Origin of the sequence: Micromonospora sp. NBC_01412 (assembly GCF_045040215.1) — a bacterium.
Taxonomy (GTDB): domain Bacteria; phylum Actinomycetota; class Actinomycetes; order Mycobacteriales; family Micromonosporaceae; genus Micromonospora; species Micromonospora rubida.
Genome location: NZ_CP109528.1, coordinates 3,588,204 through 3,611,904 on the forward strand (window position 1 = coordinate 3,588,204; position 23,701 = coordinate 3,611,904).

The following is a 23,701-nucleotide window of genomic DNA, read 5'->3' on the forward strand; positions in this document are numbered from 1 at the left end:
AGCTGGGCGGGTAGGCTCGCCGGTCTGGTCGTCCACACCCGGACGGCGGTGGGACGGCCGACCCGATCGGGGAGGCCGGGGCCGGGCCCGCGCGGCGGGGCCGACGGCGAGGAAGTGCACATGATCAGCGTTTTCGACCTCTTCAGCGTGGGCATCGGGCCGTCCAGCTCGCACACAGTGGGCCCGATGCGGGCCGCCCGGACGTTCGTCTCCGGGCTCAAGGCCGATGGGCTGCTCTCCACGACGGCCCGGGTGCGGGCGGAGCTGTTCGGCTCGCTCGGCGCCACCGGCCACGGCCACGGCAGCGACCGGGCGGTGCTGCTGGGGCTGGAGGGGGAGGCTCCGGAGTCCGTCGACACCGACACCGTCGGCCCCCGGGTGGCGCGGATCCGGGCCGAGCGGCGGCTCGGCCTGCTCGGCGTTCAGGAAATCGACTTCGACCCGGACCGGGACCTGGTGCTGCACCGGCGCCGGTCGCTGCCGTACCACCCGAACGGGATGACCTTCGTCGCGTACGACGCCGCGGGCGCGGAGCTGCGGGAGCGGACGTACTACTCGGTCGGCGGCGGGTTCGTGGTCGACGAGGCGGCGGCCGGGGCGGACCGGATCGTCCCCGACACCAGCCGGGTCCGGTACCCGTTCCTGACCGGGGCGGAACTGCTGGCGGTCAGCGCCGGCAACGGGCTGTCGATCAGCGAGGTGATGCTCGCCAACGAGCGGTCCCGGCGCACCGAGGGTGAGGTGCGCGCCGGGCTGCTGGAGATCTGGCGGGTGATGCGCGAGTGTGTCGAGCGGGGCTACGAGCGCGACGGCGTACTCCCGGGCGGGCTGAAGGTTCGGCGGCGCGCGGCGGAGCTGCGGCGCAGCCTGGAGGCGGACACCGGGAACACCGACCCGCTGCGGGTCATGGACTGGGTGACCCTGTTCGCGCTCGCGGTCAACGAGGAGAACGCGGCCGGCGGCCGGGTGGTCACCGCCCCGACCAACGGCGCGGCCGGGATCATCCCGGCGGTGCTGCACTACTACACCCGGTTCGTCCCGGGGGCGTCCGACGAGGGCGTGGTCCGGTTCCTGCTGGCGGCCGGGGCGATCGGCGTGCTGTTCAAGGAGAACGCCTCGATCTCCGGGGCCGAGGTGGGCTGCCAGGGCGAGGTCGGCTCGGCCTGTTCGATGGCCGCCGCCGGGCTCGCCGAGGCCCTCGGCGGCACCCCCGAGCAGGTGGAGAACGCGGCCGAGATCGGCATGGAGCACAATCTCGGGCTCACCTGCGACCCGGTCGGTGGCCTGGTGCAGATCCCCTGCATCGAGCGGAACGCCGTGGCTAGCATCAAGGCGATCACTGCCGCCCGACTGGCGTTGCGCGGCGACGGGGTGCACGCCGTCTCGCTGGACAAGGTGATCAAGACGATGCGCGAGACCGGCGCCGACATGAAGGTCAAGTACAAGGAGACGTCGCGAGGCGGCCTGGCCGTCAACGTGATCGAGTGCTGATCCGGCGAGGAGGCGGGGTGACGTCTGGCGTCGGGGCGCTGTGGGCGCACCGGAACTCGCTGCGCATCCTCGTCCGGCGCGACCTGGCGGTGAAGTACCAGCAGTCGGTGCTCGGCTACCTCTGGTCGCTGATCGAGCCGCTCGGCATGGGGGCGATCTACTGGTTCGTCTTCGGGGTGCTCTACTCCGGCGACACCAGCCGGCACCTCGGGCAGGCCGCCGCGTCGTACCCGCTGTTCCTGATCACCGGCATCTTCGCCTGGATGTGGACCAGTTCGGCGCTGAGCGAGGCGACCAACGCGCTGACCGGGCAGGCCCGGCTGATCACCACGATGAACGTGCCGCGCCAGGTCTTCCCGATCGGCCGGGTCACCGGCCGGTTCGCCGAGTACGCCGCCGGCCTGCCGATCCTGGTCGCCATCGCCGTCGGCTACGCGGCGCGCGGCGAGGTGCACCCCGGCTGGTCGGTGCTCGCCCTGCCGCTCGCCGTCGCCGTGCAGGCGATGCTGCTGGTCGGGCTGGCGCTGCTGCTGTCCGCGCTCAACGTGCTGATGCGCGACATCGAGCGGTTCATGCGGCTGCTGATCCGGCTGTTGTTCTACGCCACCCCGATCATCTACCCGTTGAGCCTGGTCCGGGAGTCCACCGTGCCCGGCTGGGTGAAGACCGGGTACGAGCTGAACCCGCTGGTCGGCATCTTCCAGCTGCACCACGCGGTCTGGTACCCGGACCAGTTCCCCGACGCCCGGCTGCTGGCCACCACGATCGTGGTGAGCCTGCTGGTGCTGGTGGCCGGTTGGTGGGCGTTCCGCCGGCTCGAACCCGCCGTGCTCAAGGAGCTGTGATGGCGGCTGTGACGACGGCGCTCAGGGAGCTGTGATGGCGGAACCGATCATCGAGGCGGACGACCTCGGCATCCGGTTCGTCCGCAACCGGCGGCGGCAGCTCCGGCTGCGGGAGTTCTTCATCCGACCGGGCGGCCGGTCCGCCGACGCCGGCCGGTTCTGGCCGCTGCGGGACGTGTCGTTCTCCGTCGCGGCCGGCGAGACGGTCGGGGTGGTCGGCCGCAACGGCACCGGCAAGAGCACCCTGCTGCGGCTGATCGCCGGGGTGCTGATCCCCGACGAGGGCCGGATCCGGGTCCGTGGCGACGTGGCGCCGCTGCTGGAGCTGTCCGCCGGCTTCTCCAACGACCTGACCGGGCGGGAGAACCTGTACCTCGTCGGCGGGCTGCACGGGCTGTCGTCGGGCTACCTGCGCGAACACTTCGACGAGATCGTCTCCTTCGCCGGTGAGCAGGTGGAACGGGCCATCGACGCGGCGGTGCGGCACTACTCCTCGGGGATGAAGGTGCGGCTCGGTTTCGCCATCATCTCGCACCTGCCGCACCCGATCCTGCTCATGGACGAGGTGACCGCGGTCGGGGACGCGGAGTTCCGCGAGAAGTGTTATGCGACGATCGACCGATTGCTGGGGGAGGGACGCACACTGGTGCTGGTGTCACACAACGAAAAGGATCTGACCCGGTTCTGCCGTCGAGGGCTGTATCTCGACGCCGGGCGGCTGATCGTCGACGGGACGATCGCCGAGGCGCTGGACGCGTATCACGCCGCGGTTCCGCGGTGACGCTCACGATCGTGCTCGCCGCCGGTTCGCCGGCCGCGGGCCTGCCGACACGCGCCGGGGCGACGCTCGCCGACCGGCTGGCCGACCAGTGGCGCCGGGCCGGGGCGAGTCAGGTGCGGCACGCCGCCGACCTGGCCGAGCTGGCTGCCCTCGCCGACGCCGCGACGGGGCCGGTGATCGTCAGCGGGGCGGACCTGGTGGCGCACACCGCCGTACTGCGGCACCTGGCCACCAGCCCGGTCGGGCCGACGGTGGCCCTGGTGCTCACCGACCCGCCGGCCCCCGGCCGGGCCGTGGTGCGCGAGGAGCGCGGCCAGGTGGTCGACGCCGCCGTGGACGGGCAGCTCGACGGCGGTGCGACCGGGGCGTTCGGCGGGGCGCTGCGGGTGGGGCTGGACGACCTGCCGGCGCTGGCCGCCGCCGCCCGGGCCGCCGACAGCGGCGGATCGCCGGCCGGCGCAGCCCTCGGGCCCGACCCGGCAGGGCCCGCGGTGGACCGGTTGTTCGCCGGCCTCACCGCGCTCGGCACGCTGACCTTCGCCCACCGGGTACGCCTGCTCGTCGCCCACCGGGTCGCCGACCCGGCCGGGCTGGCCGCCGCCGAGGCGGCCCTCGGCGCGGTCGACGAGGACAAGGCCGAGCTGCGGCTGTCGGTGAAGGAGAAGGACGACTTCTTCACCACGTACTTCGTCAGCACCTGGTCCCCGTACGTCACGAAGGCGTGTGCGCGGCTGCGCCTGACCCCCACCGGGGTCACCGCCATCTCCGTGCTGTTCGCGGTGGCCGCGGCGGTGCTGTTCGGCGTCGGCGGCCGGCCCGCGCTGGTCACCGGCGCGGTGCTGCTGTACCTCGGCTTCATGCTGGACTGTGTGGACGGGCAGCTCGCCCGCTACACCCGGCACTTCAGCGCGTGGGGTGGCTGGCTGGACACCATGGCCGACCGGGCCAAGGAGTACGTGGTCTACGCCGGCCTCGGCTACGGGGCGACGGCCGCCGGCTACCGGTACGGCTGGGCGCTGGCCATCGCCGCGATGACGTTGCAGACCGTCCGGCACATGACCGACACGTGGTACGGGGTGCTGCACGACGAGGCGGCCCGCCGGCCGAAAACCGCCGGCGTGGGCGGCGGTGGGATCGGTGACAAGCTGAACGCCGCGTCGACCCGGGTGCAGGCCGACACGGGGTCGCTGTCGTACTGGCTGAAGCGGACGGTGGTGTTCCCGATCGGGGAGCGGTGGGCGCTGATCGCGCTGACCGTCGCGCTGTTCGATCCGCTGGTCAGCCTGGTCGTGGTGCTGACCTGGGGGGTGCTGGCGTTCGCGTACACGGGTGCGCTGCGCACCCTGCGGGCCCGCTGGATGCGGGTGCCGGTGCTGGACACGGTCGACGCCACCCTGCACCGCGACGACGGCCCGCTCGCGGCCCGGTTCCCGGCGCTGCGCCCGGTGGGCCCGCTGACGCTGGCGGTGATCGGCGTCCTCGGCCCGGCGGCGCTGCTGGTCGCGGCCCTGCTCCGGGCGGGTGGGGACGGCGACCCGGCCGGACTGCGCTGGGCGGTGCCGGCGGCCCTGTTGGTGCTGCTGGTCGCCGGCCTGGGGGCCGGGGCGGCGCACAACGGCCCGCTGGACTGGCTGGTCCCGGCCGCGCTGCGGGCCGGCGAGTACGTGTTCGCCGTCGCGGTCGGCGTGGTCGCCGGGGTGCCGGCGTGGGTGGTCTTCGGGTACGTCTTCGTGCTCACCCTGCACCACTACGACCTCACGGCCCGGCTGGAGAAGCGGCAGGCGGCCCCGCCGCTGCACCCGTGGACGCTGGGCTGGGAGGGTCGCTCGGTGCTGCTGGCCATCGCGGCGATCGTCGGATTCGCGGCTGTTGTGATGGTTACACTCGGTGCGTACCTGTTCATGGTTTTCGTCGGGAGCGTGGTTCTGGCCTGGGTGGTCCTGCCCGCCCGCGCCCGGCGGGCCGCGGGCGTCCCGGCGCGCGGAGGTGTCCGCCAGCCGGGCTGACGTGGGGGGCCGGCCGATGGCGCTGATCAGCTTCGTCGTACCGGCCTACCGGGTGCAGGCGTACCTGAGCGAGTGCCTCGACTCGATCCTCGGCCAGCCGTTCGACGACGTCGAGGTGATCGGCGTCGACGACCACTCGCCGGACGGCAGCGGTGACATCCTGGCCGACTACGCGGCCCGGGACCACCGGGTCCGCGCCGTCCGGCTGGCCGAGAACGTCGGCCTGGGTCCGGCCCGCAACACCGGGCTGGACCTGGCCGGCGGCGAGTACGTGTGGTTCGTCGACGGCGACGACTGGCTGGCCCCGGACTGCCTGGCCGAGGTGGCCGCCCGGCTCCGGGCCACCCGCCCGGACGTGCTGGTCGTCGACCACGTCCGGGTGCGCTGGGACAACCGGCCCACCCGCAGCGCGATGCGGGAGGTCTTCCCCGAGCCGCCCGGACCGGCCACCTTCCGGCTGCGTGAGCGGCCGGAGACGCTGCGGCTGCTGCACACCGCGTGGAACCGGCTGGTCCGCCGGGAGTTCCTGGTCGACCTCGGGCTGCGCTTCGAGCCCGGCTGGTACGAGGACGTGCCGTTCAGCTTCCCGGTGCTGATGGCCGCCGAGCGGATCGGGGTGCTGGACCGGGTCTGCGTCAACTACCGGCAGCGCCGGACCGGCGCGATCACCCGGACCCGGGGGGACCGGCACTTCGAGGTGTTCGTCCAGTGGCACCGGGTGTTCCGGCTGATGGACCTGTGGGCGTCGGCCGTGGACGACCTGCGTCCGGCGGTCTTCGAGCGGATGATCTGGCACTACCTGACCGTGCTCGGCAACGGCGAGCGGATCGCTCCCGAGCTGCGGCCCGCCTTCTTCGCCCAGATCACCGCCGACCACGCCCGCTTCCGACCGCCCGGGGGTCATCCGGTGCCGGAGGGGGTGGAGGGGCTCAAGCACCGGCTGGCCGCCGCCGGCCGGTGGCGGACGTTCAGCGCCCTGCGGGCGGCCAACCACACCCGGGAGGCCGCCCGCCGGCAGGTCCGCCGGGCGAGGCCGGTGGCCCGCCGGGCCGCCCGGCGGGGCCGCGACGCGCTGCTGCGCGAGTACTACCGGGCCGAGCTGTGCAGACCGCTCGACCCGACGCTGGCCGTCTACGCGGCATACTGGTACCGGGGGTACGCCTGCAACCCGGCGGCGATCTACGAGGCGGCCCGCCGGCTGGCCCCGCAGGTACGCGGGGTGTGGGTGGTCCGGCGGGACCGGGCCGGCTCCCTCCCGGTCGGGGTGGAGTTCGTGGTGGCCGGCAGCCGGGAGTACCACCGGGTGCTGGCCCGGGCCACCTGGCTGATCAACAACGTGAACTTTCCCGACTTCGTGCGCAAGCGGCCCGGCTCGGTGCATGTGCAGACCCACCACGGCACCCCGGTCAAGGTGATGGGGCTGGACCAGCAGCGCTACCCGGTCGGCGCGATGGGTATGGACTTCGCGAAGCTGCTCCGCCGGGTGGACCGGTGGGACTACAGCGTCTCCGCGAACAGCTTCTCCACCCAGATGTGGGAGCGGGCGTACCCGGCCGCGTACACCACGCTGGAGGTCGGGTACCCGCGCAACGACCGGCTGGCCACCGCCACCCCCGGCGAGGTGCGTGAGGTGCGCGCCCGGCTCGGCCTCGCCCCCGGCGACCGGGTGGTGCTCTACGCGCCGACCCACCGCGAGCACCTGCCCGGGTACCGCCCGCCGTTCGACCCGGACCTGCTGCTCGACGCGCTCGGCCCGGCCGGCCGGCTGCTGATCCGAAGCCACTACTTCCACGACCGGGACCGCCGGCCGTCGGGGTCGGCCGGGCCGGTCCTCGGCCCGGGTGGCGCCCGGATCCGGGACGTCAGCGGCCACGACCGGGTCGAGGACCTCTACCTCGCCGCCGACGTGCTGGTCACCGACTACTCGTCGGCGATGTTCGACTACGCCGTGCTGGACCGGCCGATCGTCGTGTACGCGCCGGACTGGACGGCGTACCGGCTGGCCCGGGGCGTCTACCTGGACCTGCTCGCCGAGCCGCCCGGCGCCGTGACCACCAGCTTCCCCGGCCTGCTCGACCTGTTCCGCTCCGGCGCGGTCGACGCTCCCGCCGCGGCCGCGGCCCGGAAGCGGTTCCGGGCCCGGTTCTGCGCCCTGGACGACGGCCACGCCGCCGAGCGGGTCGTCCGCCGGGTTTTCCTCGGCGAACCGGGCTGAATCTGCTGGCCCATGTAATAGGCCTGTCACGAGCCGAACATGGCACGTTTACCCGATGTGCGGACTCGATGATCCTGGTCACATTCATTCGGGGTTCGGCCGACGAACTGGGGGAGGAGACGGTGACAACCGTCGCGCTCAAGGATGTGACCAAGGTCTTCGCGGACGGGACGGTCGCCGTCGACAAGATCAACCTGGATGTCAACGACGGTGAGTTCATGGTCCTGCTCGGGCCGTCCGGGTGCGGGAAGTCCACCGTGCTGCGGATGGTGGCCGGGCTGGAGGACCCGAGTTCCGGGGCGGTCCTGCTCGACGGTGAGCTGGCGAACGACGTGCAGCCCCGGGACCGGAAGATCGCCATGGTGTTCCAGGACTTCGCCCTCTACCCGCACATGACGGTGGGGGAGAACATCGCCTTCCCGCTGCGGCTGGCCGGGGTCGACCCCTCGCCGCGCGACGAGCGGGTCGCCGACGTGGCCAGCGCGCTGGGCATCGGCGACGTGCTGGGCCGCAGGCCCAGCCAGCTCTCCGGCGGGCAGCGCCAGCGGGTCGCGATGGGCCGGGCCATCGTCCGCCGGCCAGGGCTCTTCCTGATGGACGAGCCGCTGTCCAACCTCGACAGCGGGCTGCGGGCGGAGCTGCGGGCGGAGATCTCCAGCCTGACCCGTGAGCTGGGCGTCACCACCATCTACGTCACCCACGACCAGGCCGAGGCCCTGACCATGGCCGACCGGGTGGCCATCATGCGCAAGGGCGTGCTCCAGGACGTAGGCACCCCCACCCAGGTGTACGGCCGCCCGGCCACCCTCTACGTGGCCGCGTTCCTCGGCAGCCCCCGGATGAACCTGCTGGAGGCGTCGGTCTACGTCCACCTCGACCGGTACGTCGCGCTGAGAATCGGCGAGCAGTCGCTCTACCTGCCCTGGACCGACATCCGCAGCCGGGCCGTCGCGCACTACCACGGCGAGCGGATCGTCGTCGGGATGCGGGCCGAGGCGCTCACCCCGGTCGCCCCGGACGCCCCGGGCGACGTGCTCCGGGGCCGGATCCGCTACCTGGAGCACCACGGCCACGAGTCGCTGGCCTTCCTCGACATCGGTGCCACCGCCATCGTGGTGGACGAGATGGGCAGCCGGCCCGAGGACGCCGACGGCGGCCAGCGCGGCCGGCGCCGGCTCGGGCAGGTCATGCAGCGGCTCACCGGCCGGGGTGCCGCGCCGGGACCGACTCCCGACGAGACCGTCGGGGGCAACCGGGCCAGCGTGCTCAGCGACCAAGGCCGGCACCACCGCCGCCCGGCGGAGCTTGGGGTCCGGCTCGCGCCGTACCCGGCGGTCTCCGCCGGCCACCCGCTGGCCGTCTCGGTGCGCATGGACGCGCTGCACTTCTTCGACGAGCGGGGCGACCGGATCGACGTGGGCTGGCGCTGACCGCCGGACGGGGTGGCGGGCGGATAGGTCGGTGCCCTACGGTCAGCGGACTTCGTCTACAGAGCACGGTGTGAGAAAGGGGTCCGCCAGTGTCGGCTGACCGTCCCGGCCCGCTCGTCATCGAGCGCATCCTGCGCGACCGGCAGGGCATCTGGCAGCAGATCGTGGACGACCGGGACCTCACCGGCCTCACCATGCGGATGCTGGCCGGCTCCGGCATCGCCCTCGCCTGCTACGGCGCGGTGCTCGGCGCGTTCCACAGCGTGCTGATGGCGCTGACCTCGGCGGTCAAGCTGCCGCTGCTGTTCCTGGTCACCCTCGCCATCTGCCTGCCCACGCTCTACCTGTTCAACCTGGTCTTCGGGGCCCGGCTGTCGGTGCGACAGTCGCTGGCGCTGGTGATGGTGGCGATCACCGTCACCTCGATGCTGGCTGTGGCGTTCGCGCCGATCAGTCTCTTCTTCCTGATCACCGCGCCCGACTACGGCTTCTTCAAGCTGCTCAACGTCGCCATCCTGACGCTGAGCGCGGTGGTCGGGCTGCGCTTCCTGACCGGCGGCATGCAGGTGCTCAACGACCATGGCCTGCTTGCCCCGGCCCCGGCCCCGGCCCCTGCCCCGGCCCCCGCCTCCGTCGCGCCCGTCGCGCCCGCGCCCGTCCAGGCCGTCGCCGCGCCCGTCCCCGTCCCCGTGCCGGTCGCGGTCGGCGCGGACGGTGCCGCAGCCGAGTCCGCCGTGCAGCCCGCGCCGGCCGGCGACCACATTCCCGCCGCGCCCGTCCAGGTCGTGCCCGGCCAGGTCGCGCCCGTCCAGTTCGTGCCGGGCCAGGTCGCATCGGGCCAGGTCGCGCCGGGCCAGTTCGCGCCGGGCCAGGTCGCACCCGCCGGGGCGGGGCCGATTCCCTTCGGGTATCCGCCGGCTCAGTACCGGCAATGGCCGGAGCGTCCGGTCCGGCGGCCGGCGGCAGAGCGTCCGGCCAGCATGACCCTGCTGTACGTGTGGATCCTGCTCTTCGGCTTCGTCGGCACCCAGCTCGCCTGGACGCTCCGCCCGTTCTTCGGCAGCCCTGGCGAGGGGTTCGCCCTGTTCCGCAGCATCGAGGGCAACTTCTACGCCGAGATCATCCGCACCATCGGCCACCTCTTCTAGCGGGAGTTTCCACCCTTCGGGGTGCTGTGGGCGTCGCACCTTGATCGTCTGCTGATTTGTGAGACGACACGCCGGGCGAGTTCTCCAGAATCAGCAGACGATCATGGAAAGCCGCCCCTGACGGGGGCGAGGTGAGGCGGAGGCGGGAGGCAGGGAAGCGCCCGGCCCTGTCGAGGGAGAGCACCAGCTCACCTGGCTCGGCCCTGCTTACGGCGAGCAGGGCCACCGGCCTCGCCCCGATCACGAACGCCTGCGTCAAGGCCCTGTCGGCGGTGCCGGCAGCCCTCTGTGATTAGCCACTCCCCGCTCTCGCCGTGGCGGCCGGCCGACAAGCAGGGCACACGCGCCAATGCGGCGTGCCGGCCACTGGTGACCCGATGGGGCCTGCGCCGTGCAGGACCCCGGCGTGGCTTGCGTCGTGCAGGACCCCGGCGTGGCTTGCGTCGTGCAGGACCCCGGCGTGGCTTGCGTCGTGCAGGATCCCGATGGGGCTTGCGTCGTGCAGGGCCCCGGCGGGGTGCATGAAGGCCTGGCAGGTGGGGCGACGCTGAGCGGTTACGCCGACGCCGAATTCGACACGCCCCAGGGCGTGTCGAAAGCGGGAGACGCACGGCCACGTCTTCGGCGGCAGGCAAGCGTGTGCGCTACCAACCGGAACCGACCGCTGCCCTGACGATCAGCGGAGATCTGCCAGTTCCGGAGCGTTCCGGGGCCGGGCGGCGTCCTGGGAACCGTCGTTGATCGGCCAGGCGTGCAAGGTCGTGCTCGATCAGGGAAAGTGTGGCCTCCTACTCGTAACGAGGCCACACTTTCCCTGATCGAGCACGACCTTGTTCCGCGGCCCAGCGCGATCGCGTCCGCTCGTACGGACCTAGACCACGCCAGGGCCCCGCCCGCGCAGGGAGCAAGCCTGAACGCCCGGAGCGGGCCGGCCCCGGCGAACCCCACCCCGCTCTCACCACGCCGAGCCGACAGCGCCGAGCCGAACCGAGGCAGGCCGACCTCGACACAGGCTCTAGCCGACGTGCCACTTCTGATTTTCGCTGCCGTTGCAGTCCCAGAGTTTGAGCCAGACACCGTTGGTGGGGTCGCCGCCGGGCACGTCGAGGCATCTGGCCGGGACCGTGCCGAGGTTGACCAGGTCGCCCGCGCTGTTCAGGTCGAAACGCTGCTTCGCGCTGCCCGTGCAGGTGGCGATTCGGAGGGTTGAGCCGTTGCTGGTGCCCCTGACCTCAAGGCACTTGCCCACCACCCGAAGCGTGCGGTCTGCGGCGAGGGTGAATTGCTCCCCGGCGGCGCCGTGGCAGTCCCACATCTGGATTTCAGCAGTTGTGGTCGGGGAGCTGTCCGGTACGTCGATGCACGTGCCGCTGCCGTTGTTGATGATGGCCCGGTTGGTGAACCGGGGCTTTGCCAGCGTGCTGCTCTTGGCGGGCTTCGGTGACCCGGTCGGGGTGACGCTGGCGCGAGGGGAGGGCGAAACGCCCCTGCTCGGTCTGGGAGACGCCGATGCTCCGCCCGGTGATGCCAGGGCCTGCAACGCGCGGAAGCTCCCCAGGATCAGTGAGAGAGTGTCCTGCCCGGACGTCCAGGCGTCGTCCGGTGTGGTCCAGTCGATCGCGTATGCCTGGCCGTTCTCGGCGATGAAGGTGCGGCTGAGGGCGTGCATCCGCCTCCCGCCGGCGTCGACGTAGGTCCATTCGCGGTCCACCGCCCGCGCCCGGTAGCTCACCTTGTGGAGGTGAACCGGTTTGTAGTCCGGATACCTTCCGGTCTCGCGGTCCGCCGCCTCTGCGGCCCGGGCGTCCGCCAAGAGATCGGCCTTCGGTACGCCGAGGGCATCGATGGCCAGCACGCGACGGCTGTCCAGTTGGTGGAACTCGACGCGCGTGCCGTCGCGGAGCTGCTGCCAGCCGTCCGGGACCGGTACCGAGAAGCCGGGATCCTGGGTGTAGTAGTGCCATCCGGCCATCGGCGGGTGGGTCGGTGACACCGACGTGCCGAGCGCCGGATCGTGCTTGGCGTCGTTGGCCAGGGCGTTGCTGATGAGCGGTTGAACCGCGACGGCGCCGACAAGGCCCACGGCCACGACGGCGGCGATCAGCCAGCGGTTTCGCTTCGTGGCGGCGGTGGCGGTCTTGGTGGCGATCGGTGTCCGGGCTGGCTCGGCCGTGGTGACGGACGGTTTCGGGGCCGGCTCTTCCTGCGGCGCCGCTTCCACCGCCATGGCCGTGGCCGTCGGCGTCGTGCTCGCCGACGCCTGCGCGGGTGCCGGGGAGGGTTGCTCGGTGACCGCCTGACGCAGGAGCCGCTCGGCTTCCTCGGCGTCGATCCGCAGGCTCGGGTCCTTGCGCAGCAGACCTTCCAACGCCGGGGTCAGCGCGCCCGCGCGCTGCGGCGGCGTCGGCGGATCGGTCGCGATGGCGGTCAACGTCGCGAGCGCCGACGACCGCGAGTACGGTGGCCTCCCCTCCACGGCGGCGTAGAGCGTCGCGCCGAGCGACCACAGGTCGGCCGCAGGGCCGGCCACGCCGTCGGTGAGCCGCTCCGGCGCGAGGTACGAGGGCGAACCGAGCACGATCCCGGTTCGGGTCACGCTCGGGTCGTCAGGTGCGGTGGCCAGCCCGAAGTCGGTCAGCACCACCCGGCCGTCATCGGCGAGCAGCACGTTCGCCGGCTTGATATCCCGGTGCAGCAGTTCGGCCCGGTGGGCGGCGCGCAGCGCGGCGAGCAGGGCCAGGCCGATCCGCGCCACCTGGGCTGTGGCCAGCGGGCCGTTCTCGGTCAGCACCGCCTGAAGCGACCGGGATGGGACGAACTCCATCACGATCCATGGCTCGCCGTCGGCATGCAGCACGTCGAAGATCCGTACCACATTGGTCTGGTCGAGCCGCGCGATCGCCCGCGCCTCGCGCATGGACCGTTCGCGCATCTCCCGTCGCTCGTCGTCCGTCAGACCCGGTGGCGGCACCAATTCCTTGATCGCCACATCCCGGCGCAGCGTCTCGTCGCGGGCCAGCCAGACCCGTCCCATGCCGCCCTGCCCGAGGGGACTGACAAGCCGGTACCGACCGGCGATCGAACGTTGTGGAGTGTCGAACACAAACAGGACCGTACCTGCACGGCATTCGACTTCCTGCCCGGGCGGTCGCCTGAAAGGCGACAGTCAGGCGCATCACCCTGGGGCGCAGCGGCGTGTGGGGCCTGGCGCGACAGCGGAGTACGTCAGTTGCCAGCAGGAGCGACCAGCATCTCAACGGAGCCGCAGGTCTCAGGTGCGTTCTTGAACTGTTCACCGTCGATGACGTAGCGACGCCACGCCACGATGAACACCTCGGCCACGAGATCTTGGGCATCCTCACCGCCCAACCGGTCCGTGGCGTAGGCGTAGATGGCGTCGCCGTGGTGCCGGAACAAGTCGGTGAGGCGTTGCCGGTCCACAGCCGTCCTCCGGGCACTGTTCCTCCAGGTGGTGGTGTCACACCAGTACTTGTCGCCGAACGCCGACTTTCTTACCACTCTTGATCGTCAGGTACGGGGTGCCACCAGCCCCGCTTCGTACGCGATGATGACCAGGTTCACCCGGTCGCGGGCGTTCAACTTGGCGAGCAGCCGGGTGACGTAGGTCTTGACGGTGGTGACGCTGATGAACATCTCGGCCGCGATCTCGGTGTTCGACAGGCCACGTCCGACGAGGGTCAGCAGCTCGCGTTCCCGGCCGGTGATCCCGTCGATCATCGGGAGCCGGTGAGGGGTGGGTTCGGGGCGTTCGACGAGGTGTTGAATCAGGCGGCGGGTGACGCTGGGCGCGATGAGGGCGTCGCCGGCGGCGACGACGCGGATCGCGTCGAGGATGTCGTCGAGGGCCATGTCCTTGACGAGGAATCCGGACGCGCCGGCACGCAGGGCGGCGTACACGTGCTCGTCGTGGTCGAAGGTGGTCAGCACGATGACGCGGACTGCCGCCGTGCGCGGGTCGGTGGCGAGGAGCCGAGTGGCTTCGATGCCGTCGGTGCCGGGCATGCGGATGTCCATCACAACGACGTCGGGTTGCAGGTCGGTGGCGAGTTGGACGGCTTCGGCACCCGTGCTGGCCTCGCCGGCGACGTCGAGGTCGGCGGCGTCGGCGATGACCATCCTGAGGGCGGTGCGCACGAGGGGCTGGTCGTCGGCGAGAACGACGCGGACGGTCATCGGTGTGCCGCCAGTACCGGTAGGCGGGCGGTGACGCGGAAGCCGCCCTCCGGGCGGGGGCCGGCGTGGAAGTGCCCGTGCAGCAGTTCGGCGCGTTCGCGCATGCCGGCGATGCCGTGGCCGGTCCCTCGGCGCTGGCCGTGACCCCGCCCGTCGTCATCGACGGTGATGGCGATTTCGCCGTCCCGTTGGTCGATGGTTACCCGGCAGGCGGTGGTGGCGGCGTGGCGTACGACGTTGGTGATCGACTCCTGGACGATGCGGTACGCGGAGATGTCGATATCGGTGGGCAGCGGCCGGTGGTCGCCCAGCCACCGCAGCTGGACCTGAACGCCGGCGGCGTCGGTCGCCGCCGCCAGCCGCTCGACGTCGGCCAGGCCGGGCGGCGGATCGAACGCCGGCGCGTCCTGAGGCTCGTCGGCGTGGCGGAGGATGCCGAGCATCCGGCGCAGCTCCGACAGCGTCTGCCGGCTGGCGGTCTCGACGGCGGTCATCGCGGACCGGGCGGCAGTGGGTTGGGTGTCGATGACCCGGCTGGCCGCGCCGGCCTGCAGGGCGATGATGCTCATGTTGTGCGCGACGCTGTCGTGCAGCTCGCGGGAGATCCGTAGGCGCTCGGCGGTGACCGCTTGAGCGGTGGCCTGGGTGGCCATCCGGTCGGCATGGTCGCGGGACTGCCGAATCGAGTTGCCGATCAGCCAGGCGATGATCGCGCTGAGTGCGACGGTCAACTGGGTCGAGGTGCCGATCGGGTATCCGAGCAGCACTCGCACCGCCGCGTGGCCGGCCAGCACGGACAGCGCCATGGCGGTAGCCACGATCGAGGTCCGCCGGGCCTGGGCGGCCGCGAGGAAGCCCAGGGCCACATCGGCCGCCAGGAACTGCAGGAACGCGATCCGGGTCGAGTTGAGCGCCATCGCCGCGGCGACCGACCCGGCCAGCAGCAGCGCGACGGCCAGCAGCGGCCGGCGGCGCAGCAGGACGCTGCCGCCCAGCGCCAGGGCGGTGGCGATGGCCAGGTACCACCATGAGGTGACGAAAAAACGGTCCCACGGATCCCGGACCGGATTGACGGGTACCTCGCCCGGTAACCGGATGGACATGACGATCGGGTATGCCGTCCCGACACACCAGGTCAGCGCCGTCCACACCCCCGGTGGCACAGCCCTGAGCAGCGGCAACCTCGTCGTGGTGGGCATCTGCCGATCGTAATCTCGCCCGCTGCGCCGGGCATCGACCGGCGGTTGTACAACCAGGGTCGACAGCCGAGCGGGCGATTGTCACCGGCGGTGCGATGTGGCGCGGCCCCTTGCCGGGCGAGCGTTGACGGCATGATCGAAGTCAACCAACTGACCAAGCGCTACCGGAAGGTCACGGCAGTCGACGGCCTGTCGTTCAGCGTGCGCCCGGGGCAGGTGACCGGGTTCCTCGGCCCGAACGGGGCCGGCAAGTCCACCACGCTACGCATGATCCTCGGCCTGACCGAGCCCACCAGCGGCACGGCCACCATCGACGGGCGCCGGTTTCGCGACCTGCCCCGCGGGTTGCGGCACGTCGGCGCGTTGCTCGACGCCGGCGACGTCCACGGTGGCCGCAGCGCCAGATCCCACCTGTGGGCCCTGGCCGCGAGCAACGGCCTGCCACGCCGGCGGGTCGACGAGGTTCTGGCTGAGGTGGGGCTCAGCAGCGCGGCCCGTCGGCGCGTCGGCGGGTTCTCGCTCGGCATGAAGCAGCGGCTCGGCATCGCCACCGCCCTGCTCGGTGACCCGCCGGTGCTGCTGTTCGACGAACCGATCAACGGCTTGGACCCCGAAGGCGTGCTGTGGGTCCGCGGCCTGTTTCGGCGGCTGGCCGCCGAGGGGCGCACCGTGTTTGTCTCCAGCCACCTGATGAGCGAGATGGAGAACACGGCCGACCAGCTCATCGTCATCGGCCGGGGCCGGCTGATCGCCGCCGAACCGCTGGCTGACTTCACCGCCCGCAGCGCGAAACAGCAGGTGATCGTCCGTACCCCCGACACGGCGACGCTGACGGCCCTGCTGACCGCCGAGGGAGCCATGGTCACCGCGCACCGCGATGGCAGTTGCGCCGTGACCGGGCTGACGGCAGCCCGCATCGGTCAACTCGCCTTCGACCACCGGATCATGCTGCACGAGGTCACCACCCAGACCAGCTCTCTGGAAGAAGTGTTCATGGAACTGACCGCCGGCAGCGTCGAGTACCTCGCAGGAGACCAGCGATGACCACCACCGACACCCGCGCCCGGTTCCGCGACCTGCTCGCCGCCGAATGGATCAAGATGTGGTCGCTTCGCTCGACCTACGGCGTGCTCGCGGCCGGCGCGTTGATCTGCGTCGGGATCACCACGAACTCCGCCCGCTCCAACGTCGCGCTGATCGCGCGGAGCACGTCACCGTTGCAGCGCACGGCCCTCGACCCGATGAGCGCCGCCTTCCTGGATGAGGCCTTTCAGATCCTTGGGATCGTCGCCTGCAGCGTGGGCGCCATCACGGTCTTCGGCGAGTACGCGAGCGGCCTGATCCGCACCACGTTCACCGCCGTGCCGGCCCGCCGGCCGGTGGTGTTGGCCAAGGTGGTCGTGGTGACGTCGATCATGTTGGTCTTCGGCGCGATCGTCTCGGCCACCTCGTTCGGCGTCACCCAGGCCATCTACCACCAGGAGCACATCGGCCTGTCGATCACCGCACCCGGAGCGCTCCGCGCCGTAGCCGGGTCCGCGCTGCTCGCCCCGCTGTGCGCGCTGGTCGGCATGGCGCTCGGCGCGGTCATCCGGCATGCCGCCGGCACGATCGTCGCCGCCGTCGGGCTGCTGCTGTTCCTACCGGCGCTCTTTCAGGGCGAGACGTACCGCTGGGTCAAGGAGATCGGGAACGCCATGGTGTTCCCGGCGTGGCAGGCCCTGGTCAAGAACTCGGCGCATCAGATCCCAAGCATTCCTGGACGCCCGACCCCCGGCGTCGACAAGTACCCGGTGACCCTCACCGAAGCATGGATCGTCTTCGCGGCCTGGGCCGTCGCGGCCGTCGTCGTCGCCGTGGCGTCGGTGACTCGCCGCGACCCGTGAGGCCACGCCGGACGCCGGGATCGCCGGCCGCCGGGATCGGCGGACGCCGTCGAGGTCTACGGCGGGTCTACGGCCCGCCGGCGGTACGGCCCCCAGGCCACGAACCGGGCGAACAGTTCGCCCGGGGCGGGTCCGTCGTCGGGGTTGAGTCGGTACAGGTCCCGGAGCGCCTCGTAGTACATCCCGCTCAGGTAGATCGACAGGCCGATCGGGTTGTCCTCGTAGTCCGCCTTGAGCAGCAGGCGGGCCAGCGGGCACGGCCAGGGCTGCCCGCAGGCGCGGCAGCACCAGATGGGGCGCAGCGGCGTGTGGGGCCTGGCGTGCGCCGGGTGCGCCCGGGGGCGGTCCGCGGCTGGCCCGTCGCCGGGCTGCGGGAGCTGGTGGCTGATCATGCGGGTCTCCTTCGTCGGTGGGAGGGGCCCGCCCCACCAGGGGGATTGGCGGGGCGGGCCCGTGCGGTCGCGCCGCGTTCCCGGGGGTGGAAGCGGCAGCGGCTCCGCTGCGTGACAGTGTGCTGATCGCGGGACTACTGTCGGAAGCCGTTCCGCCCCTACCGGCCCAGCCGTCCGACTCGGCCGACGTGTGTGTGCAGAGGTGTGCAGATGAACCGGGTGCCCATGTTGGAGCTCTTCGCGGGGGAGTTGCGCCGCCTGCGGGACGGCGCGGCGCTGTCGCAGGAGGCCCTCGGCGAGCGGGTCAACTACTCCGCCTCGCTGGTCGCGGCGGTCGAGCAGTGCCGCCGCCCGCCCCGGGAGGAGTTCACCCGGCGCTGCGACGACGTGCTGGGGGCCGAGGGGCTGCTGGTCCGGATCCGGGACACCCTGGTCAGGGAGAGCCTGCTGCCGTGGTTCCGCGAGTGGGTGACGATCGAGCAGCAGGCGACCGCGCTGCGCAGCTTCGAGCCGCTGGTGGTGCCGGGCCTGCTCCAGACCGAGGGGTACGCCCGGGCGCTGCACGAGGGGGCCAGCCAGCTCATCGGCGACGAGATGGAGCAGCAGGTCGCCGCCCGAGTGGCCCGGCAGGCGGTGCTCGACCGGCCGGCCCCGCCGCAGTTCGTGGCGGTGCTCGACTACACCGTGCTGGAGCGCCCGGTCGGCGGCCCCGACGTGATGGGCGAGCAGTTGCGGCACATGGTCGAGGTGGGCCGCCGCCCCCGGGTGCACCTGCACCTGGTGCCGCGCGGCACGGGCGCCTACCCGGGGCTCAACGGCGCGTTCGTGCTCGCCACCCCGCCCGACGGCGACGACGTCGGCTACCTCGACAACCAGTTGCAGGGCACCATCGTGGAGCGCACGGCGGACGTACACTCGCTGCGGCAGGTGTGGGAGTCCGTGCGGGCCGAGGCGCTGCCGCATGGAGCCACCCTCACGGCGATCTCGGAGGCGGCAGAGGCATGGACCTGACTGGCGCGGTCTGGCGCAAGAGCACCCGCAGCAGCGGCAACTCCGGCAACTGTGTCGAGGTGGCCGACAACCTCCCCGGGGCGGTCGGGGTGCGGGACAGCAAGGATCGGCGGGGGGCGGTGCTGGTGTTCGCCTCGGCGAGCTGGTCGGCGTTCGTCACGTACGCGAAGCGGCGCTGAGGCCGGTCTCGCCTGTCTGCACTGGGCCTGTCTCGCCAACCGTGCCGTAAATCGGATCGGTGGGGGGCGGCGGGTGCGATCAGCTGCGCTGGGCGCGGCGAGCCAGGAACTGCTCCATTGTCCGCAACTTGTGATGCCGGGCCGCCATCTCGATTTCTTCGGCGTCCGCGCCCGCGCTGATCAGTTCCAGGAGCTTGTCGTGTTCCTCTACGGAGGTCCGTGACCGTCCCGGGACGAAGGTGAAGCTCGACCGACGGATGAGCCCGATCCGTTCCCACTCGCGCTGCAGGAGGTCGTGCAGGTGTGCGTTGGGGCAGGTCGCGCACAACACCTCGTGGAACTTGTGGTTGAGCTCGGTGAATCGTACGGGGTCGAAGTTCTCTCCACGCATCGCGCGCATCTCTTCGTTGATCTTGTGGGCGGCGTCGAGATCCGCTTTGGTCAGTTTCGGTGCGGCCAGCGAGGTGGCCACTCCCTCAAGGACCGCGAGGGTCTGCATGGCGTCGGCGTAGTCGGCCGTGTTGACGCCGGCCACCTCGGCTCCGACGTTGCGGGTGTAGGTCACCAGCCCTTCGGCTTCGAGCCGGCGCACCGCCTCCCGCACTGGCACCGGGCTGACGCCGAACTCCTTGGCCACCTGGCCGAGAACAAGCCGGAAGCCCGATGAGTAGGTGCCGTCGAGGATTCGGCCGCGCAGACGCTGGTAGACGGTCTCTGATTTCGACATCGCGGCCGGAGCGCCCGCTTCGGTCGCCGCTGCCATTACCGTCTCCCTCGCGGTCGCGATCATGTAGCCCACAATATCGAAAATCCCATACGATGCCTCCGCCGTCCCGCCGGGCCTAACGACCCGGCGCGACGGCGGGTGGGGTCAGGACGTACCAAACCGGGCCGTGTGTACGTCGCCCAGGGCAACGTGTACGGCCTGCTGCTCGGTGTAGAAGTCGATGGAGCGGTACCCGCCCTCGTTGCCCAGTCCGGAGGCCTTCACGCCACCGAACGGGGTTCGCAGATCGCGTACGTTGTGGGAGTTGATCCAGACCATGCCGGACTCGATCGACTGCGCCACCCGGTGCGCCCGCCGCAGGTCGTTCGTCCAGACGTAGGCGGCGAGGCCGTACATGACGTCATTCGCCAGGTCGATGGCCTCCTCCTCGGTGTCGAACGGCGTGATCCCGACGACCGGACCGAAGATCTCCTCCTGGAAGATCCGCGCGGTGCGGGGCACGTCGGCGAAGACAGTGGGGCGCAGGTAGTTTCCCTCGGGCAGGTCCGCGGGGCGCGACCCGCCGGCAACGAGCCGCGCCTCGGCCTTGCCGATCTCGACGTAGTCCAACACCTTGGCGTAGTGCTCGGGGTGGACGAGGGCGCCTACCTCGGTGGCCGAGTCCGCCGGGTCACCGACGCGGATCTTCTCCGCCCGCTCGACGTACCGTGCGAGGAACTCCTCGTAGATGCCCCGCTGGACGAGGATTCGCGAGCCCGCGGTGCAGCGTTCGCCGTTGAGCGAGAAGACGCCGAACAGCGTCGAGTCGAGCGCCGCTTCCAGGTCGGCGTCGGCGAAGACGACGGCCGGCGACTTCCCGCCGAGCTCCATGGACATGCCCTTGAGCTGCGTGGCGCAGTTGCGGAAGATCACCTGCCCGGTCGCACTCTCCCCGGTGAAGGAGATGAGGTTCACGTCCGGGTGCTTGACGAGGGCGTCACCGGCTTCCTCGCCGATGCCGCCGACGAGGTTGAAGACCCCCTGGGGCAGGCTGGCCTCCTCGAAGATCTGTGCCCAGAGCGAGGCCGAGAGCGGGGTGAACTCGGCGGGCTTGAGGACCACCGTGCAGCCGGCAGCCAGGGCCGGCGCCAGCTTCCACGACGAGAGCATGAACGGCGTGTTCCACGGAGTGATGAGCCCGGCTACCCCGACCGGCTTGCGGTTGACGTAGTTGAGCTGGCTCCCGGGCACCTTGTACGCCTCATCGCGCTGGGCGACGATCAGGTCCGCGAAGAAGCGGAAGTTCTCCGCGGCCCGTTGCGCCTGGCCAAGTGCCTGGGTGATCGGCAGTCCGGTGTCGAAGGTCTCCAGCTCGGCCAGGCGGCGATCCATCGCCTCGACCGCATCGGCGATTCGGTTGAGCACTGCGGCGCGGGCGCGTGCCTTCATCGTCGGCCACGGCCCATGGTCGAACGCGTTGCGAGCCGCCGCGACGGCGCGTTCCACATCGACTGCCTGCCCAGCCGCGGCGGTCATGTAGACGGTGTTGGTCACCGGCTCGAGCACCTCGAAGGTCTGCCCGCCGATCGAGTCGACGTGCTCTCCACCGATGTAGTGCCGAATGTGTGTGGGCAGCCCCTGCGGGCGCGCGCGTACCGCGGTCGGCTGCTCGACGGTGGTCATCGGGTGGCACCTTCCTTGTTCGGGATAGGGGTAAGCAGGTGTCCGGCCTGGGCGACGAGTGCCCGCACCCTGTCCTTGCCCGGCTCGGTGAGCGCGGTGAGCGGCATGCGCACGTGTCCGGAGGAGATCAGGCCCCGCTCGGCGAGGAGCCACTTGGCCGGTGCCGGGTTGGTCTCGACGAAGAGCAGGTCCACCAACGGGTGCAGGGCGTAGTGCAGTTCGCGGGCACGGTCCATGTCGCCGGCGACGGCGGCTTCGTACATCTCGGCTACCGCGGCGGGTGCGATGTTGGCCAGCGCTGAAATGAAACCGATGCCGCCCAGCGAGAGCAGGGGCAGGCACAGCAGTTCGATGCCGGACCACATCAGCAGGTCAGGGCCGCTGGCATGCATGACCCGCGAGAAGTGCTCGAAGTCCTTTGTGGTCTCTTTGATCCCGACGAAGTTGTCGTGGTCGCGGAACAACCGCGCCACCGTCTCCGGGGCGATCTCCACCGAGGTTCGCATCGGGACGTTGTATGCGACGATCGGCAGGTCGGGGAACTCGCGCGCCACCGTGGAGTACCACTGGTAAAGCGCCTCCTGGGTGGGCCGGGCGTAGTACGGCGTGATGACCAGGGCGACGTCGGCGCCGGCCTCGTCGGCCGCAGCCGTCAGCTCGAGCGTCTCGTCGAGTTTGGCCGAGCCGGTGCCGGGCAGGAACGGCACCCGGCCGCCGATCTCGGCGGCCACGGTGCGGATCGCCTCGGCACGTTCGGCGATCGTCTGCGATGACGGCTCCCCGGTCGACCCGCCGAAGGAAATCCCGTGCGAGCCGGAGTCGATCTGCCAGCGCACCAGGTTGCGCAGGGACTCGTGGTCGACGGCGCCGTCCTCGGTGAAGGGGGTGACGATCGGGGCGATGGACCCGCGGATCGTGGCCGGATCGGATCGGAAGCTCATGGGGTGTCCTCTCGGTCGGCTGGCGCGCAGGCGCCAGGGCTCGGCGGGTGGTTGGTCGGAGTGGGCTGGTCCGCGCGGTCGTTCTGCGCAGCGCGCCAGCGGTCGAAGGCGTCGCGCCAATGCGGCCCCAGGGGGTAGAGCCCGTCGACCCCGTGCCCGGCGGCGACCTGCTCGGTGATGAACCGTTCCTGCTGTTCCTGCTCCTCGGCCGCTTCGAGCACCTCGACGACGAGGGCGGGCGGGATGACCAAGGCGCCGTCGTCGTCGGCCACGATGATGTCGCCGACCTGGACGGCCGCGCCGCCACAGGCGATGGTCACGTCCGTCTCCCAGGGCACGTGCCGGCGCCCGAGCACCGCAGGGTGGGCTCCCGAGCTGTAAACGGGCAGCCCAAGGGCCGCCACGGGCCCGGCGTCGCGGACGGCGCCGTCGGTGATGACGCCCGCGGCACCGCGAACCTGGGCGCGTAGCGCCAGGATGTCGCCGAGTGTGCCGGCTGTGGCGTCACCGCGTGCCTCCATGACGAGCACTTCGCCGGGCCCGACCGAGTCGATCGCGCGCTTCTGGGCGTTGAAGCCACCACCGTGCGCCGCGAAGAGGTCCTTGCGGTAAGGGATGTAGCGCAGGGTGCGTGCGGTGCCGACGATCGGCCGGCCTGGCACGAGGGGGCGGACGCCGTCGATGCTGGCGTCGTCGTAACCGCGCTTGCGTAGCTGGACGGAGAGGGTCGCGACGGCGACAGCGCCGAGCCGACGGCGCAGGTAGTCGGTCAGGATCGGGGCGGGGGCCGCGGGGGTCTGGCCGTACGCGTCGGCCCGGGCGGCGTCGTCGGCACGGGGCGGGGCGCCCCACTGCCCCAGGCAGGGGCCGTCGACGACCTCGGTGACGAGTCGTCCCGAACGTACGGTCGGCTCGGTCAGCGACGAGACCTCGACCTCGACTCGCTGGCCGGGCTGGGCCACCGAGGCCCCAGCCGGCGTGCCGGTGAGGATGACGTCACCGACCTCAAGGGTCAGCATGCGGGACAGGTCCGCGACGAGATGGCCGAAGCTGAAGAGCAGGTCGGCGGTGGTGTCGTCCTGGACCAGTTCACCGTCGAGCCAGGCGCGCACCCGAAGTGCGTCGGGTGCCACGCGGGAGGCCTCGATGAGTTCCGGGCCGAGCGGCGTGTAACCGTCGCCGCCCTTGGAGCGGACGTTGGAGCCCTTGTCCGCGTAGCGGAGGTCTTGCAGGCCGAGGTCGTTCGCGGCGGTCACCCACCCGACGTGCGACCACCCGTCCTCGGGTGCGACCTGCCGGGCCGCGGTGCCGATGACCAACGCCACCTCTGCCTCGAAGGCCAGGAGTTCCGTGCCCTGTGGCCGGTGCACTCGGCCCGTCCCACACAGCGAGGAGCTGGGCTTGAGGAAGTAGCTGGCGTGCTGCGGCACACGCCCGCGTTGCGCCGCCCGGGACGGGTAGTTGAGGTGGACGGCGATGACCTTGCCCGGACGCGAACCCCTCAGGACAGTTACGGCATCGTTACTCACCACTGACTCCCTTGCTGGACCGATGCTGTTTCAGTGCAGAGAATGATATATGATGGGATATAGCA

20 protein-coding genes and 1 pseudogene are annotated in these 23,701 nt (G+C 71.4%); 11 read left to right on the plus strand and 10 right to left on the minus strand.

Annotated elements, in window-relative coordinates:
- Positions 1–120: 120 nt before the first annotated feature.
- From OG617_RS16565 to OG617_RS16595, 7 genes are all read left to right on the plus strand, one after another.
- Entirely contained in the window at positions 121–1,491 is a 1,371-nt protein-coding gene (locus tag OG617_RS16565; RefSeq protein ID WP_405102772.1) for an L-serine ammonia-lyase, read from the plus strand.
- Positions 1,492–1,508: 17 nt separating this feature from the next.
- Entirely contained in the window at positions 1,509–2,336 is an 828-nt protein-coding gene (locus OG617_RS16570; RefSeq protein WP_405102774.1) for an ABC transporter permease, read from the plus strand.
- A 34-nt stretch (positions 2,337–2,370) separates the two neighbouring features.
- Positions 2,371–3,117, plus strand: coding sequence for an ABC transporter ATP-binding protein (locus OG617_RS16575; RefSeq protein ID WP_405102776.1), 747 nt, complete (start codon positions 2,371–2,373; stop codon positions 3,115–3,117).
- Positions 3,114–5,123, plus strand: a complete 2,010-nt coding sequence (locus OG617_RS16580) for a DUF5941 domain-containing protein (protein WP_405102778.1) — start codon at positions 3,114–3,116, stop codon at positions 5,121–5,123. Before OG617_RS16575 ends, OG617_RS16580 begins: the two co-directional genes overlap by 4 nt.
- A gap of 16 nt (positions 5,124–5,139) precedes the next feature.
- The gene (locus tag OG617_RS16585; RefSeq protein WP_405102780.1) at positions 5,140–7,338 is read left to right on the plus strand and encodes a CDP-glycerol glycerophosphotransferase family protein; all 2,199 of its coding nucleotides are present in this window, start codon (positions 5,140–5,142) and stop codon (positions 7,336–7,338) included.
- 122 nt (positions 7,339–7,460) lie between these two features.
- Positions 7,461–8,768 carry an ABC transporter ATP-binding protein gene (locus tag OG617_RS16590; protein WP_405102782.1) on the plus strand — a complete coding sequence of 436 codons (1,308 nt, stop codon included), beginning with the start codon at positions 7,461–7,463 and terminating at the stop codon, positions 8,766–8,768.
- 89 nt (positions 8,769–8,857) lie between these two features.
- Positions 8,858–9,916: a hypothetical protein gene (locus tag OG617_RS16595; protein WP_405102784.1), complete on the plus strand. Its 1,059-nt coding sequence runs from the start codon at positions 8,858–8,860 to the stop codon at positions 9,914–9,916.
- 1,015 nt (positions 9,917–10,931) lie between these two features.
- Here OG617_RS16595 and OG617_RS16600 read toward each other — a convergent pair.
- The 5 genes and pseudogenes from OG617_RS16600 to OG617_RS16620 all read right to left on the minus strand — a co-directional run bounded on the left by OG617_RS16600 (position 10,932) and on the right by OG617_RS16620 (position 15,309).
- Complete coding sequence (locus OG617_RS16600) at positions 10,932–12,143, minus strand: RICIN domain-containing protein (RefSeq protein WP_405102786.1); 1,212 nt, start codon at positions 12,141–12,143, stop codon at positions 10,932–10,934.
- Positions 12,050–12,950: pseudogene (locus tag OG617_RS16605) on the minus strand (serine/threonine-protein kinase); the annotation flags it as partial. The gene OG617_RS16600 and the pseudogene OG617_RS16605, both read right to left, overlap by 94 nt.
- A 191-nt stretch (positions 12,951–13,141) precedes the next feature.
- Complete coding sequence (locus OG617_RS16610; RefSeq protein WP_235966255.1) at positions 13,142–13,357, minus strand: RNA polymerase sigma factor; 216 nt, start codon at positions 13,355–13,357, stop codon at positions 13,142–13,144.
- 87 nt (positions 13,358–13,444) lie between these two features.
- Positions 13,445–14,110, minus strand: a complete 666-nt coding sequence (locus OG617_RS16615; protein WP_161689184.1) for a response regulator transcription factor — start codon at positions 14,108–14,110, stop codon at positions 13,445–13,447.
- Complete coding sequence (locus tag OG617_RS16620) at positions 14,107–15,309, minus strand: sensor histidine kinase (protein ID WP_405102789.1); 1,203 nt, start codon at positions 15,307–15,309, stop codon at positions 14,107–14,109. Before OG617_RS16620 ends, OG617_RS16615 begins: the two co-directional genes overlap by 4 nt.
- A 132-nt stretch (positions 15,310–15,441) precedes the next feature.
- Here OG617_RS16620 and OG617_RS16625 point away from each other — a divergent pair, with 132 nt between their 5' ends.
- Positions 15,442–16,353, plus strand: a complete 912-nt coding sequence (locus OG617_RS16625; RefSeq protein WP_405102791.1) for an ABC transporter ATP-binding protein — start codon at positions 15,442–15,444, stop codon at positions 16,351–16,353.
- Positions 16,350–17,195, plus strand: a complete 846-nt coding sequence (locus OG617_RS16630; RefSeq protein WP_405102793.1) for a hypothetical protein — start codon at positions 16,350–16,352, stop codon at positions 17,193–17,195. Before OG617_RS16625 ends, OG617_RS16630 begins: the two co-directional genes overlap by 4 nt.
- 56 nt (positions 17,196–17,251) lie before the next feature.
- Here the strand turns inward: OG617_RS16630 and OG617_RS16635 are convergent, their stop codons facing one another.
- A complete protein-coding gene (locus tag OG617_RS16635; protein WP_161689187.1) occupies positions 17,252–17,587 on the minus strand; it encodes a hypothetical protein in 336 nt (111 codons plus the stop codon).
- 210 nt (positions 17,588–17,797) lie between these two features.
- On the opposite strand from OG617_RS16635, the gene OG617_RS16640 reads away from it, so the two are divergent.
- Positions 17,798–18,598 carry a Scr1 family TA system antitoxin-like transcriptional regulator gene (locus OG617_RS16640; RefSeq protein ID WP_405102795.1) on the plus strand — a complete coding sequence of 267 codons (801 nt, stop codon included), beginning with the start codon at positions 17,798–17,800 and terminating at the stop codon, positions 18,596–18,598.
- A complete protein-coding gene (locus OG617_RS16645; RefSeq protein ID WP_405102797.1) occupies positions 18,589–18,777 on the plus strand; it encodes a DUF397 domain-containing protein in 189 nt (62 codons plus the stop codon). The genes OG617_RS16640 and OG617_RS16645 overlap by 10 nt, the downstream gene beginning before the upstream one ends.
- Before the next feature lie 79 nt (positions 18,778–18,856).
- Here the strand turns inward: OG617_RS16645 and OG617_RS16650 are convergent, their stop codons facing one another.
- The 4 genes from OG617_RS16650 to OG617_RS16665 all read right to left on the minus strand — a co-directional run bounded on the left by OG617_RS16650 (position 18,857) and on the right by OG617_RS16665 (position 23,636).
- Entirely contained in the window at positions 18,857–19,567 is a 711-nt protein-coding gene (locus OG617_RS16650; RefSeq protein WP_405102799.1) for a GntR family transcriptional regulator, read from the minus strand.
- 81 nt (positions 19,568–19,648) lie between these two features.
- A complete protein-coding gene (hpaE, locus tag OG617_RS16655; protein ID WP_405102801.1) occupies positions 19,649–21,166 on the minus strand; it encodes a 5-carboxymethyl-2-hydroxymuconate semialdehyde dehydrogenase in 1,518 nt (505 codons plus the stop codon).
- Positions 21,163–22,107, minus strand: coding sequence for a 4-hydroxy-tetrahydrodipicolinate synthase (gene dapA, locus OG617_RS16660; protein WP_405102803.1), 945 nt, complete (start codon positions 22,105–22,107; stop codon positions 21,163–21,165). The genes hpaE and dapA overlap by 4 nt, the downstream gene beginning before the upstream one ends.
- Positions 22,104–23,636: a fumarylacetoacetate hydrolase family protein gene (locus OG617_RS16665; RefSeq protein ID WP_405102805.1), complete on the minus strand. Its 1,533-nt coding sequence runs from the start codon at positions 23,634–23,636 to the stop codon at positions 22,104–22,106. Before OG617_RS16665 ends, dapA begins: the two co-directional genes overlap by 4 nt.
- Positions 23,637–23,701 lie beyond the last annotated feature (65 nt).

Excerpts from the sequence above, each read along its gene's own strand:
- OG617_RS16565 (WP_405102772.1), top strand. The coding sequence starts at position 121 with ATGATCAGCGTTTTCGACCTCTTCAGCGTGGGCATCGGGCCGTCCAGC.
- OG617_RS16575 (WP_405102776.1), top strand. The coding sequence starts at position 2,371 with ATGGCGGAACCGATCATCGAGGCGGACGACCTCGGCATCCGGTTCGTC.
- OG617_RS16585 (WP_405102780.1), top strand. The coding sequence starts at position 5,140 with ATGGCGCTGATCAGCTTCGTCGTACCGGCCTACCGGGTGCAGGCGTAC.
- OG617_RS16600 (WP_405102786.1), bottom strand. The coding sequence starts at position 12,143 with ATGGCGGTGGAAGCGGCGCCGCAGGAAGAGCCGGCCCCGAAACCGTCC.
- OG617_RS16615 (WP_161689184.1), bottom strand. The coding sequence starts at position 14,110 with ATGACCGTCCGCGTCGTTCTCGCCGACGACCAGCCCCTCGTGCGCACC.
- OG617_RS16620 (WP_405102789.1), bottom strand. The coding sequence starts at position 15,309 with ATGCCCACCACGACGAGGTTGCCGCTGCTCAGGGCTGTGCCACCGGGG.
- OG617_RS16625 (WP_405102791.1), top strand. The coding sequence starts at position 15,442 with ATGATCGAAGTCAACCAACTGACCAAGCGCTACCGGAAGGTCACGGCA.
- OG617_RS16630 (WP_405102793.1), top strand. The coding sequence starts at position 16,350 with ATGACCACCACCGACACCCGCGCCCGGTTCCGCGACCTGCTCGCCGCC.
- OG617_RS16635 (WP_161689187.1), bottom strand. The coding sequence starts at position 17,587 with ATGATCAGCCACCAGCTCCCGCAGCCCGGCGACGGGCCAGCCGCGGAC.
- OG617_RS16640 (WP_405102795.1), top strand. The coding sequence starts at position 17,798 with ATGAACCGGGTGCCCATGTTGGAGCTCTTCGCGGGGGAGTTGCGCCGC.
- OG617_RS16645 (WP_405102797.1), top strand. The coding sequence starts at position 18,589 with ATGGACCTGACTGGCGCGGTCTGGCGCAAGAGCACCCGCAGCAGCGGC.
- OG617_RS16650 (WP_405102799.1), bottom strand. The coding sequence starts at position 19,567 with ATGATCGCGACCGCGAGGGAGACGGTAATGGCAGCGGCGACCGAAGCG.
- hpaE (WP_405102801.1), bottom strand. The coding sequence starts at position 21,166 with ATGACCACCGTCGAGCAGCCGACCGCGGTACGCGCGCGCCCGCAGGGG.
- dapA (WP_405102803.1), bottom strand. The coding sequence starts at position 22,107 with ATGAGCTTCCGATCCGATCCGGCCACGATCCGCGGGTCCATCGCCCCG.